Consider the following 12,195-nt stretch of genomic DNA (forward strand, 5'->3'; position numbering starts at 1 on the left):
TTATGGCCAATCCGCACCGCGCATTCGCTACTAATTTGATAGCTGCTTGCGCCCGTCATCTATGCCTCAACCGCCAATTTCATCAAAATTTCCACGCGCCGGACGGTACCGAAAGCCAGCGTAGGACGGCATCGAAACCGCCCGTTCAGGCCATGCAGCGTCACTAGACTCGGCAGATGACCACGGTACGCAAAGGCCAGGCACCGGCCACCCTCTCACGCGACGCGTTCCACGAACGCTTCATGCAATCTTTTGTCGACCCGGCCTTCCGGCAGGAAGACGAAGCCCTGGCCCGGATCGAAAGCGTAGCCTGGGACGCCTACCAGGAAGGCCGCAAGGCGCCCCACACGCGCAAGGCCGGCGAGGAGTTCTCCGACCCCGACTACGACCTGTCCGTCGAATGGCTGGAAACCCGCGAACGCCTGGCCAAAGCGCAGGCGGCCTGGAAAGACCCGGCCACGCCCTCCCGCGTGCTGCTGGTGTGCGGCTCCGCCCGCAACGACGGCACCTGCCCCGGTGAAATCTCCAAGACCTGGCGCCTGCTCAATACCGCGAAGACCTCGCTCCAGGAGGCAGGCATGCATCCCGACGTGCTGGACCTCAGCCTGCTCACCTCCAGCTACAACCTCAACATCCACCCCTGCAAAGGCTGTGTCTCTACCGCCATGCCGCTGTGCCACTGGCCCTGCAGCTGCTACCCCAACCATTCATTGGGGCAAACCAGCGACTGGATGGCCGAGATCTACGAACGCTGGACGGCCGCGCATGCCGTCATCATCCTCACGCCCGTCTACTGGTACCAATCACCCAGCCCGCTCAAGCTCATGATCGACCGCCTGGTGTGCGCCGACGGCGGCAACCCCGACCCCACCACCACCCACGGCAAAAAGCCCGAGGAAGCCAAGGCGCTGGAGATGAAAGGCTGGGACTATCCCAAGCACCTGGCCGGCCGTGCGTATGGCGTCGTGGTGCACGGCGACGTGGCCGGAATTGAAGGCGCACGCCGCAGCCTGTGCGACTGGCTCGACTGGATGGGCCTGATCGATGCCGGCAGCCAGGCCCGGCTGGACCGCTACATCGGCTACTACGAACCCTATGCCACCAGCCACGACACGCTGGATGCGGACAAGGCCCTCGTGGAAGAAGTGCGCAACGTGGCCAGCGCGGTTGCCACCGCCGTCACGGAACTCCGGGCCGGCAGGCTGTCCCAGCCCGATAAAGGATTGCGCAAACCCCGGCCCAAATAAATGCAGGCGTGAAAAAGCCGGGCAGGTAGAAACCTGTGCCCGGCTTTGTGGGGGGTGCAACTACCTTGCGGCAATTACACGCGCACCTTGCCTGCCTTTACTTCGAAGTGCCACCGACGGCCGCATCACCCTGAACACTGCCCTGGACACGGGCACTGCCCGCAGCGTTATCCAGCTTGTTATAGGTGCGCCTGGCGCCGCTCTTCACGGCATTACCGGTGCGGGCTACAGCCCGTCCGGTGCTGCGGGCGGTGTTGTCCACCGCGGCCGCGGCCCTGCTGCCAGCGGAGGTATCACCCTGGGCTGAGCCCGAGACATTGGCGCCGGCACCGAGCCTGCCGCTGGAAGATCCCGAGGGCGCGCCGGAGTCCGTGGTGGCGCCCGCCATGGCATTCGCGCGAACACCGGCGTCGATATGGGTGTTCTGGCCGGCCGAGACGCCGACCCCTACACCGGTGCCGACACCCACACCAAGGCCCTGTGCAAAGGCACCAGCTGAGCCGAACAACGTGGCTGCGGTCAACGCAGCGGCCGCAGGAATGGAACGCATAAAGTACTTGGACATATCAAACTCCTTCAAAAAGGGTGGCGGCAACGCGTCAGCGCACCTTCACCCCGAAACTGTCATGGCGCCAGGGAGCGCCTGGCCTTACTTGCTGGTACCGCCCGAATCCGTGGGGGCAGCGCCTGCAGTGGCGGCCTTGCTCTTGCGTGCAGCGCGTTTGGCGGCCTTGACCTGCTTCTTGTCGGATTTCGCTGCCTGTTTTTCGGATTTGGCGGCGTCACGCTGCTCAGGCGTCTTGGCGGTTGCACCGGTGGAGACCGAGCCCGAGCTGTCGCCTGGTTTGCCCGCAGGATCGGTCTGCGCGTGTGCAGCTGCGCCAAACATCAGTGCGGCCGAGATGGCAGCTGCAAGCGAGAGGGTCTTCATGGAAGAGGGGGTTTTGAACATGGGAGTAATTCCTTGGGTTGAGCTCGTAGGCTGGGTTGAAAAAACACGCCTGCCACTTCATCGGGGCTAACGTTGAATTCAATCTAGCGGGCCGGGCCCGCCTGCCTTATCGGAGAGGCCCCCCGCGCCATGTAGGACACTGCGCCCGCGGGCTGTGGCCAAAGGCACGTCCCAAGGCTTGCGTGCGCAGCGCCCCGCCGCAAATAAGTTACTGTCCTACAGTCACACCCCGGGCGCAGAATAACAATGGGTGCCAAGGCCTGTCCTGCGCCCTTTCCGCCTGCCTGTCTGGGCCTACTCGCTTATCTTTCCTATGCCGACTTCCACACCCGAATCCCCTTCGCCATCGCCTTCCTCAGCTTCGCGCCGCGGGCCGGATGCCCTGTCTGTCGCCGTGCCCACCCGCTCTCCCGAAGCCGTCACGCCGATCGATATGGAAGCCGTCGAGGCCGACACGCAGACGGCGCTTGCAGCAGTCAGCGCCGACTCGTCGTTCTCGTTCAAGGTGCTCACGGTCAACATCCACAAGGGCTTTACCTTTTTCAACCGCAAATTCATCCTGCCCGAGCTGCGCGAGGCGGTTCGCGGCGTCGGGGCGGACGTGGTGTTTTTGCAGGAAGTGACGGGCAACCACGTCAAGCACCAGGACAAGTTCGACAACTACCCGGAAACCCCGCACTACGAATTCCTGGCCGACACCATCTGGCCGCAGTTCGCCTACGGCCGCAACGCGGTCTACACCAACGGGCACCATGGCAATGCCGTGCTGTCCAAGTTCCCCATCGTGCGTTTTGAAAACCTCGACGTCTCCATCAGCGGGCCTGAGCGCCGCGGGCTGCTGCACTGCGAACTGCAGATACCCGGCCGCAGCGTGAACGTGCACGCCGTCTGCGTGCACCTGGGCCTCATGGAAGCGCACCGCGAGCAGCAAATGGACATGCTGTGCGAACTGGTGCGCAACAACATTCCGCCGCACGCGCCCGTCGTGGTGGCCGGGGACTTCAACGACTGGCGGCACCGCGCCCATGCCCGGCTCGAAAAAGGCGCCGAGCTGCATGAGGTGTTTGTGCAAGCCAACGGCAAGGCGGCGCGCACCTTTCCCGCACGCCTGCCCCTGCTGCGGCTGGACCGCATCTATGTGCGCAACGCCATCGGCCATGCGCCGGTGGTGCTGCCGCTGCGGCCCTGGTCGCATTTGTCAGATCACGCGCCTCTCGCGGCAGAAATCGAGCTCTGAACATGAGTCGTTGGGTAAGCGGCAACCAGTTTCAGCTGCTTGAAAACGGCGAGGAGTTTTTCCCGCGCGTCTTTGAGTGCATTGCCGCGGCCAAACGCGAGGTGGTGGTGGAAACCTTCATCCTGTTTGAAGACAAGGTCGGTGAAGAGTTGCACGCAGCCCTGCACCAGGCGGCGCGGCGCGGCGTGCAGATCGACCTGACGATTGACGGCTACGGCTCGCCGGACCTGTCACCTGAATTCATTTCCACCCTGACGCGGGCCGGCGTACGTGTGCATGTGTTCGACCCGGGGCCCAGGCTGTGGGGCTGGCGCACCAACCTGTTTCGCCGCATGCACCGAAAGATTGTGGTCGTCGACGGCGAACGTGCTTTCGTCGGCGGTATCAACTATTCGGCGGACCACCTGGCCGACTTCGGCCCGCAAGCCAAGCAGGACTATGCCGTCGAGATCGAAGGCCCCCTTGTCGCCGACATCCACAGCTTTGTGCGCAGGGCCCTGGCGGCGGGCCAGCGCAATGCCGGCGCCGAGCCGTCCACCGGCTTGCGTGAACGGTTTTCCGAACGCGCCCGTTCCGTGGCCGGCACCTGGCGCAGGGACGACGTGCCCGCGCCGGCGGGCGACGCCGCGGCGCTTTTTGTCACGCGCGACAACCGCAAACACACCAACGACATCGAGCGCCACTACCGCGCCGCCATCCGCACGGCGCGCCAGCGTGTCGTGATCGCCAACGCGTATTTCTTTCCCGGTTACCGGCTGCTCAGGGAAATGCGCCACGCCGCGCGGCGCGGTGTGGACGTGCACCTCATCCTGCAGGGCGAGCCCGACATGGCGATCGTGAAGACCGCCGCCAGCATGCTCTACCACCACCTGCTGGACGCGGGTGTGCGCATTTACGAATACTGCGACCGCCCCTTGCACGGCAAGGTGGCCGTGATCGACGACGAATGGGCCACCGTGGGCTCCAGCAACCTGGACCCGCTGAGCCTGGCGCTCAACCTCGAGGCCAACGTCATGATCCGCGACCGCACCTTCAACAACGACCTGGGCACGCGGCTGGACCAGCTGATGCAGCACAGCTGCAAAGAGATAGGCCGCCAGGACCTGGTGAAGCCCACCTGGTGGCGCAGCGTGCGCAGCTACTTCGTCTTTCACCTGCTGCGCCGCTACCCCGCCTGGGCCGGCTGGCTGCCGGCGCACGCGCCGCGCATCACGCCCGCCCAAGCAGCTGCGCCAGAAGAACGCGAGCCGCCGCGCCAGGCCAAACCCATTTGAGCGCGTGATGGCCGAAAGCCGCACCTTGCCCACGCCCCATCCTCCCCGCCCGCCCGGGCGGCACGGCAAGGCCCAGCCCGCCGCGCCGAAAAAAAAGGCCTGGTGGCCATGGCTCAGGCACGGCGCCACCGCCGCGTTCTTTCTGCTCATCGCCAGCCTGCTGTTCTCGCAGGCCCGCAAGATTGAATGGTCCCAGGTCCTCACCGCGCTGGAAGACTACCCCCTCACCGCCGCCTGGGGCGCCGTGCTTTTAGCCGTGGCCAGCTTCACGCTTTACAGCACCTTCGACCTGCTGGGCCGCCACTACACCCGCCACCCGTTGCGCGCCCCCACCGTGATGGCGGTGACCTTCGTGAGCTACGCCTTCAACCTCAACCTCGGCTCCCTCGTGGGCGGCGTGGCCTTTCGCTACCGCCTCTATTCACGCCTGGGCCTGGGCAACGGCGCCATCACCCGCATCATGTCGCTGAGCATGCTGACCAACTGGATGGGTTACCTGCTGCTCGCCGGCGCAGTGTTTGCCTTGCAGCCGCCCACCCTGCCCCCGGACTGGCCCGTCACTACCAACTCCCTGCGCCTGATCGGTGCGGTGCTGCTGGCCGTTGTCGCGGGCTACCTCGGCATTTGCGCGTTTTCCCGCCGGCGCATGCTGCGGCTGCGCGGCCATGAGGTGGTGTTGCCCTCTGTGCGGCTGGCCGGCCTGCAGCTGCTGATGGGCGCCAGCAACTGGCTCATCATGTCCGGCATTATTTTCATCCTGCTGCAGCACCGCATCGAGTTTTCCGCCGTCGTCAGCGTGCTGCTGCTGGCGGCCATCGCCGGCGTGATCACCCACGTGCCGGCCGGCCTCGGCGTGCTGGAGGCCGTGTTCGTCGCCCTGCTGTCGCACGAGATGCCGCAGTACGAACTGCTGGCCGCGCTGGTGGCTTACCGCGTGATCTATTACCTGGTGCCGCTGACGGTGGCCGTTGTGGCGTATCTCGCCATGGAAACCCACGCCAAAAAGCTGCGGCGGGCCCACAAAAAGCGCTGACAGCCGACCCACACGGGTCAAAAACCACACCTTGGCAGGTTTGGCGCTGTTGCCGTCAAGCAGGCCCTTTTGGCCTGGTTTCAAGCTGATTTAGGCGACAAAGCTACAAAGGGCTGGGGATTTTCACCCCGCTTTCACACCTGAATCACCAAAACACTGTATATTAATACAGTGAATTCCGGCTTTCTGTCCTGGCAATGCGCCGCCCGCACCCAGGAAGTCGGCTCTTTTACCTACACCCGCGGCGGAACCCATCGCCGCACCATAGGGTCTGAACCGTGAAGAAAGAAGAAAGGATGTGTCCATGGGCGTGATGAATGACCTGCTGACGAACGACCTCTTTCCACAAGCCATGCTGCCTGTCACGCTGCAGGGGCAGACGGACCTCGAGGGCTTTCGCCGTGCCGCACGCGGCCTGCTGGCACAGAACATCCTGCCCGGGCAAGTCATCTGGCATTGCAGCACCACGCCCGTTGAAGGCGTGCCGCCCGCCGGCACGGCGCAGAGCCCCGCACTCAGCGACGCACCCACCGTCGCCGTCCCACCCGAATTTCTCACCCTGTGCCAGGCCGTCATCCTGCACAACAACCCGCAGCGCTTCAGCCTGCTCTACCGCCTGCTGTGGCGCCTGGTGCATGAGCCCGAACTGCGGCACAACCAGCTCGACACCGACATGGCGCTGGCCCGGCAAATGGCCGAAGAGGTGCGCCACGACATGCAGAAAATGAAAGCCCAGCTGCGCTTTCACTCGGTGCAGGACGACACCTTCAAAACCCGCCCGCAAGGCGGCCCGCTGCATGTGGCCTGGTTCGAGCCGGAACACCACATCGTTGAAGCCGTGGCGCCGCTGTTTGCCCGCCGCTTCGCCCACATGCGCTGGGCCATCCTCACGCCCCAATGCAGCGTCGAGTCCGACTACCTGGGCCCGCAGGCTTCCGGCCACGGCCGGCACGCTGCGCCGGTGTTGCCCCAGGAAGAAGTACGACCGGGCCAAAAGCCGGTCGACGCCCCGGCCTCACTGCGCTTTGGCCCCGCCGCCGACAGGCAGACCGCCCCTTCACCCGACGCCAGCGAACAGCGCTGGCTCACGCAATACGAACAGGTCTTTCACCCCGCGCGCCTGCGCCGCCGGATGATGCAGAAAGATTCGCCGCAGCGTTACTACCGAAAAAGCCGAGGCCAGGCCGGCGCCCGCAAGGCACGCACGCCCAAGGCCGCCAACGGCCAGTCACTATCAATTTAATAGCTGCTCGCGCCCGTCCCTGGTCGGCTTTGGCGGCATTTGGCATTCATCCTTGATGCCACACCATACCGCTCACAGGCTATAAACAGAAAGCAACTTCACCTCAGGGCTTGGCAAGAGGCGGCCGCGTTGGCTCATCTGGCTGGGGCAATACCGTGTCGCGGCTGTCGCTGCCAGGCGGCATCACCGGGCGGGTGGTCGAGTCACGCGGATCCGGCGCCGGGGGAGGCGCTTCAGGTTCAGACGCACGGCGTGCCGGGTTGCGGTTCAGCGGATTCCTCAGGGGCACCGTCGGCGTCGTGGCATCGGGTGCCGCAGCCGGCTGTGTGGTTTGCGATGTCTGCGCTACCGCCTGCGGCCCGGCAAAGACCGCCAAGGTCAGTGCAAATACAGCGCCTGGCAGGGTGGAAAAGGGTGGTTGTTTCAACATGAACATGCCTCCTTGAAGGTGGTGCATTAACACCACTCTACGCCTGTCTTTCATGCCCGCCATTGGCCATCACGCCAGGCAACTGTCAGGGCGGGCCTACAGGCGCGGCCCTGCTTTCAAGACCAGGGCGTTGCCGGCTTCGCCACCAGTTCCTTGAAGCCGGTCCGCGCGTCATGCTCACGCGCATACACCCAGCCCTGCAGCGACACCAGCACAATTTCAGCGGTCGTCCGCACAATGCAACCCGGCATCACATGGCCGCCACACATCTCTCCCCGCGCATTGGCCACACTGGCATGCAGGTGCGCACCGTCAGCGCTCAACGTGCCCGACAACGTGATCAACTCCAGCGGCTCCACCAGCACCGTTCCCTGCGGCTCGGCCGCGTAGCGCAGCACGGCGCGAGACAGGCTTCCCACCGCAGAGATGATGCAGGCCGCGCGGGTGTTCTGCTCGGCCTGCAGCTGGGCAAATGCTGCGTCCAGGGCTGTTCGCAGGTCGTCGCCTGGGTTCAGGCGGAGGGTTAGGGTTTGGGGCATGGGTGGAGGGTAGACGATGTTGCTGTTGTTGTTCAAGCGGTGCGCGCTCGTCTTAGTGCTGCTGGCCGGGGGTTGCCCGGCATGCAACTCACTTTTCTTTGCTTCGCCAAAGAAAAGTAAGCAAAAGAAAGGCGACCCTGGTTCCTGCGTCCCTGCGCTTCGCTGCGGGCAACCTGTGGTGCTCGGTCCAGCCGGGGTCAAAAACAACTCGCTTCGCTCAAACAAGTTTTTGCCCTGATCCGTCTGGCCCTGCGCTCCTCGGCGCATCCACAAGGGGGTGGGAGAGGAATACCAAACACCAGAAGAAACAAGGACACGCCATGGCGTGTCCTTGTCGGTATTGGTATTGGTATTGGAGTTGGTATTTGTCTTCAGTCCCCGCTCCCGATTAGCCCTTCTGTCTGCGCCGAGGAGCGCAGGTTCAGGCGGATCAGGGATCGCGATTGTCTGAGCGAAGTGCAACGTAGCGAGTTCGAGCGAGACCCCGCCTGAACCGAGCACCGCAGGTTGCCCGTAGCGCAGCGAAGGGACGCAGACAGCAGGGTCGCCTTTTCTTTTGCTTACTTTTCTTTTGGCGAAGCAAAAGAAAAGTGAGTAGCCGCCGGGCTACCCCCGGCCAGCAACACCCAGCAAAGAGCACGCCTTAAAAATCAACACAACCTCACCCCACCACCAACCTCAAAAAAGTAATCTCCGAAGGCGCCCCAAACCGTTTGGGCGGCCCCCAGTACCCCGTCCCGCGGCTCGTATAAACCCACAGGTTCTGCAGCTTGTGCAAGCCCGCCGTAAACGGCTGCTGAAACCGCACAAACAAATTCCACGGATAAAACTGCCCGCCATGCGTATGGCCCGACAACTGCAGGTCAAACCCCGCCTTGGCCGCGGCCGCCGCACTGCGCGGCTGGTGCGCCAGCAATACGCGCACCGCTTCCACCGGCGCACCACGCAGAGCCGCCTCCGGGTCGCTGCGATGGGCTGGGTCAAAATGCCCGCCGCTGTAGTCCGTCACCCCCGCCAGCACCAGCGGCGTGGCGTCCTGGCCCGCAGCAAGAAGCGGCGGGCGAATCACCACGTGCTGGTTCAGCAGCACCGTCAGGCCCAGGCGGCGCAGCTCGTCAATCCACGCATGCGCGCCCGAGTAGTACTCGTGGTTGCCCGTCACAAAATACGTGCCATGGCGCGACTGCAGCTCCGCCAGCGGCGCGACGTGCGAGGCCAGCTCGCTCACCTTGCCGTCCACCAGGTCGCCGGTAATGGCCACCACATCGGCGTCCAGTGCATTGACCTTGTCGACAATGCGGCGCAAATACGCCTGCTTGATGGTCGGCCCCACATGGATGTCGCTGATCTGTGCCACGGTAAACCCCTGCAGCGCGGCGGGCAGGCCCTTGATGGGCACGTCCACCTTCACCACGGCAGCGGTGCGGCGCGCATTCAAAAAACCCAGCACGGTGATCAGCCCGCCCAGCAGCGGCACCGCCTCGGCCGACACCGTGCGCAGCCACGCCAGCGGCAGCCGGCCGGGCGCCACTGCATCGGCCAGCCACAGCACCAGCAGTGCCACGTCACGCGCCACCGTCAACACCAGCAGCGACGAAAACAGGCCCATGAAAAGCAGGCCCGCCCAGGTCAGCACATCGGCCAACGGCTGTTTGGCCACACGGCCGGCCATCAGCCCCAGCGGCATGACGAAGGCTGACACCAAAAGCACCGCGGCAAACAACCATTGCCCTGCGGGATACGCCCCCAGCCCGGGTAGAAGGCGTGCGCCAATGTAAACATGGAGCAGCGCGGTTACAAGCGCCAGCGGCAGGAAGTTCATGAAATGTCCAGGGTAATGACGGGAAGAATGCCAGGGTAACGAGCCCTGCACATGGGTACGGGCCGCGCGCATTCAATGCCGGGAGCCGCTTTAAAACGGGGCTGCCGCGCCGCGCTAACACCGCCACCAGCGAGCCACAAGCCACGGGCCAGCGTTTCATACGCTCACAAGTGCGACAAAGCGTGCGCGCGAATCAGCCCCTTCGCACGCTACCCTCGGCCATCTTTCTTCGCCCTCATTTTCCGCACCGGTCGCCCGTTGTCCTTAGCCCATGACTGTTGCCATACAGGCCACCACCCCCGCCACCTTCGAAATCAAAAGCGCCAACCTGCCCCTGGTGGCCTTGCTGCTCAAGTCCACCGACCTCGTTGCCCTGGCGCAAGAGCTGCAGGCCCGCTTTGGCGACATTCCCGACTTTTTCGACCAGGACGCGCTGATGATCGACCTCTCGCCCCTGCAGTCCGCCGCCGTGCGCAGCGGCCGCGCGGTGGGCGACATCGACTTCCCCGCCCTCATCACCCTGCTGGGCAGCTACCAGCTGGTACCGCTTTCCGTGAAAGGCGGCAACCCTGCGCAAATGGCGGCCGCCCTGCAGGCCGGGCTGCTGCCCGTGCCCGACGCCCACCTGCTGCCTGACCGCCCCGCTGCGGCAGTACCGGCGCAGCAGCAACAGCCGGCACCGCCCGTGGTGGTGGCCGCGCCCGCCGCCGCCGCCCCGCTGGGCGCCCTGGTAGTCGACAAACCCCTGCGCTCGGGCCAGCAGGTGTATGCACGCGGCCGCGACCTGGTGGTGCTGGCCATGGTCAACGCCGGCGCAGAAGTCATTGCCGACGGCCACATCCACGTGTATGCACCACTGCGCGGCAAGGCCATGGCCGGCGCGCGCGGCAACACCGAGGCACGCATTTTTTCGCTGGCACTGGAAGCCGAGCTGATTTCGATTGCCGGCGTGTACCGCACCGCAGAGCACCCGTTGCCCGAAGGCCTGGCAGGCCAGCCCACGCAGGTGCGGCTGGTCCCCCCAGAAGAAGGCCAGGAAGGCGACAGGCTCGTCATGAATGTGCTGGCCGCATAGACATGGCCCCCACGCTTTTCACTTCGCCTTCGGCTCCGTGTAATGCGCTGCCCCCCTCGGGGGCGCTGCGCCTGCGGCCCGGCAAAGCCGGTTCCGCGGCCCCGGCTGAAATATCTATCGCTTTCAAAAGGACTTTTATCTGATGGCAAAAATCATTGTGGTCACCTCCGGCAAGGGCGGCGTGGGCAAAACCACCACCAGTGCCAGCTTTGCAACCGGCCTCGCCTTGCGCGGGCACAAAACCGCGGTCATCGACTTCGACGTCGGCCTGCGCAACCTCGACCTCATCATGGGTTGCGAGCGCCGCGTGGTGTACGACCTCATCAATGTCATCCAGGGTGAAGCCACGCTCAACCAGGCGCTCATCAAAGACAAGCAGTGCCACAACCTCTTTGTGCTGGCCGCCTCGCAAACGCGCGACAAGGACGCGCTGACAAAAGCCGGCGTGGAGAAAGTGCTGAAAGACCTGGGCGAGATGGACTTCGAGTACATCGTCTGCGACTCCCCCGCCGGCATTGAAACCGGCGCGCTCATGGCCATGCACTTTGCCGATGAAGCGCTCATCGTCACCAACCCCGAGGTCTCTTCGGTGCGCGACTCCGACCGCATCCTTGGCATGCTTTCAAGCAAGACCAAACGCGCCATCGACGGCGGTGACGCCATCAAGGAACACCTGCTCATCACGCGCTACAACCCCGGCCGCGTCGACCAGGGCCAGATGCTGTCGCTCGAAGACATCCAGGACATCCTGCGCATCAAGCTCATCGGCGTGATCCCCGAATCCGAATCCGTGCTGCAGGCCTCCAACCAGGGCGTGCCGGCCGTGCACATGAACGGCAGCGATGTGTCGGAAGCCTACAAGGACGTGGTCGACCGTTTCCTCGGCGACAAGGACAAGCCCATGCGCTTCATCGACGCGCAAAAACCCGGCCTCTTCAAGCGCTGGTTCGGGGGGAAATAAAACGATGGCGTCCTTCCTGTCCTTTTTTCTCGGCGAAAAGAAAAAAACTGCCAACGTCGCCAAGGAGCGGCTGCAGATCATCCTGGCGCACGAGCGCACGGGGCGCGGCCACGAGCCCGACTACCTGCCCGCGCTGCAGCGCGACCTCATCGCCGTGATCGCCAAGTACATCCGCATCGACCCCCACGACATCAAGCTGCACCTGGAGCGGCAGGACAACCTGGACGTGCTGGAAGTGAAGATCGAGCTGCCCGACAAGAAGGAAAAATCCGGCGCCTCAGCCGCCGCAGCCCGTAAATAGAGCACGCCAGAAAACCCGCGGCGCCTGCCCCGCAATTGACAAAAGGCAAGCCCGCCAACACAACTCAGGGCTATCATCATT

At 64.3% G+C, this 12,195-nt stretch carries 13 protein-coding genes; 8 read left to right on the forward strand and 5 right to left on the reverse strand.

Annotated elements, in window-relative coordinates; genetic code table 11:
* The first annotated feature begins 176 nt into the window (after positions 1–176).
* The gene (locus AC1DYR_RS16815; protein WP_477706113.1) at positions 177–1,247 is read left to right on the forward strand and encodes a flavodoxin family protein; all 1,071 of its coding nucleotides are present in this window, start codon (positions 177–179) and stop codon (positions 1,245–1,247) included.
* 97 nt (positions 1,248–1,344) lie between these two features.
* Here the strand turns inward: AC1DYR_RS16815 and AC1DYR_RS16820 are convergent, their stop codons facing one another.
* Both AC1DYR_RS16820 and AC1DYR_RS16825 read right to left on the reverse strand, forming a co-directional pair.
* Entirely contained in the window at positions 1,345–1,812 is a 468-nt protein-coding gene (locus AC1DYR_RS16820; protein WP_477706114.1) for a hypothetical protein, read from the reverse strand.
* A gap of 84 nt (positions 1,813–1,896) precedes the next feature.
* Positions 1,897–2,199, reverse strand: coding sequence for a hypothetical protein (locus AC1DYR_RS16825; RefSeq protein ID WP_477706115.1), 303 nt, complete (start codon positions 2,197–2,199; stop codon positions 1,897–1,899).
* A 433-nt stretch (positions 2,200–2,632) separates the two neighbouring features.
* Here AC1DYR_RS16825 and AC1DYR_RS16830 point away from each other — a divergent pair, with 433 nt between their 5' ends.
* The 4 genes from AC1DYR_RS16830 (at position 2,633) to AC1DYR_RS16845 (ending at position 6,986) form a co-directional block, all read left to right on the forward strand.
* Complete coding sequence (locus tag AC1DYR_RS16830; protein ID WP_477647033.1) at positions 2,633–3,436, forward strand: endonuclease/exonuclease/phosphatase family protein; 804 nt, start codon at positions 2,633–2,635, stop codon at positions 3,434–3,436.
* A gap of 2 nt (positions 3,437–3,438) precedes the next feature.
* Positions 3,439–4,710: a cardiolipin synthase ClsB gene (clsB, locus tag AC1DYR_RS16835; RefSeq protein WP_477706116.1), complete on the forward strand. Its 1,272-nt coding sequence runs from the start codon at positions 3,439–3,441 to the stop codon at positions 4,708–4,710.
* Between the two features lie 7 nt (positions 4,711–4,717).
* Positions 4,718–5,743 (forward strand): lysylphosphatidylglycerol synthase domain-containing protein, encoded by a 1,026-nt coding sequence (locus AC1DYR_RS16840; protein ID WP_477706117.1) that lies wholly within the window; start codon positions 4,718–4,720, stop codon positions 5,741–5,743.
* A 304-nt stretch (positions 5,744–6,047) separates the two neighbouring features.
* Positions 6,048–6,986, forward strand: a complete 939-nt coding sequence (locus AC1DYR_RS16845; RefSeq protein WP_477706118.1) for a TIGR03915 family putative DNA repair protein — start codon at positions 6,048–6,050, stop codon at positions 6,984–6,986.
* A 103-nt stretch (positions 6,987–7,089) separates the two neighbouring features.
* On the opposite strand, the gene AC1DYR_RS16850 is transcribed toward AC1DYR_RS16845, so the two are convergent.
* The 3 genes from AC1DYR_RS16850 to AC1DYR_RS16860 form a co-directional block, all read right to left on the reverse strand.
* A complete protein-coding gene (locus AC1DYR_RS16850; RefSeq protein ID WP_477706119.1) occupies positions 7,090–7,416 on the reverse strand; it encodes a hypothetical protein in 327 nt (108 codons plus the stop codon).
* A 116-nt stretch (positions 7,417–7,532) separates the two neighbouring features.
* The gene (locus AC1DYR_RS16855; RefSeq protein WP_477706120.1) at positions 7,533–7,955 is read right to left on the reverse strand and encodes a PPC domain-containing DNA-binding protein; all 423 of its coding nucleotides are present in this window, start codon (positions 7,953–7,955) and stop codon (positions 7,533–7,535) included.
* Positions 7,956–8,616: 661 nt separating this feature from the next.
* On the reverse strand, positions 8,617–9,777 hold the full coding sequence (locus tag AC1DYR_RS16860) for a metallophosphoesterase (protein WP_477706121.1): 1,161 nt from the start codon (positions 9,775–9,777) through the stop codon (positions 8,617–8,619).
* A 271-nt stretch (positions 9,778–10,048) separates the two neighbouring features.
* Here AC1DYR_RS16860 and minC point away from each other — a divergent pair, with 271 nt between their 5' ends.
* The 3 genes from minC (at position 10,049) to minE (ending at position 12,114) form a co-directional block, all read left to right on the forward strand.
* Positions 10,049–10,852 carry a septum site-determining protein MinC gene (minC, locus tag AC1DYR_RS16865; RefSeq protein ID WP_477706122.1) on the forward strand — a complete coding sequence of 268 codons (804 nt, stop codon included), beginning with the start codon at positions 10,049–10,051 and terminating at the stop codon, positions 10,850–10,852.
* Positions 10,853–10,994: 142 nt separating this feature from the next.
* Positions 10,995–11,813, forward strand: a complete 819-nt coding sequence (minD, locus tag AC1DYR_RS16870) for a septum site-determining protein MinD (protein ID WP_348046637.1) — start codon at positions 10,995–10,997, stop codon at positions 11,811–11,813.
* A 4-nt stretch (positions 11,814–11,817) separates the two neighbouring features.
* Positions 11,818–12,114, forward strand: a complete 297-nt coding sequence (gene minE / locus AC1DYR_RS16875; protein ID WP_477670417.1) for a cell division topological specificity factor MinE — start codon at positions 11,818–11,820, stop codon at positions 12,112–12,114.
* Positions 12,115–12,195 lie beyond the last annotated feature (81 nt).

The organism is Polaromonas sp. P1_F9, assembly GCF_056405615.1.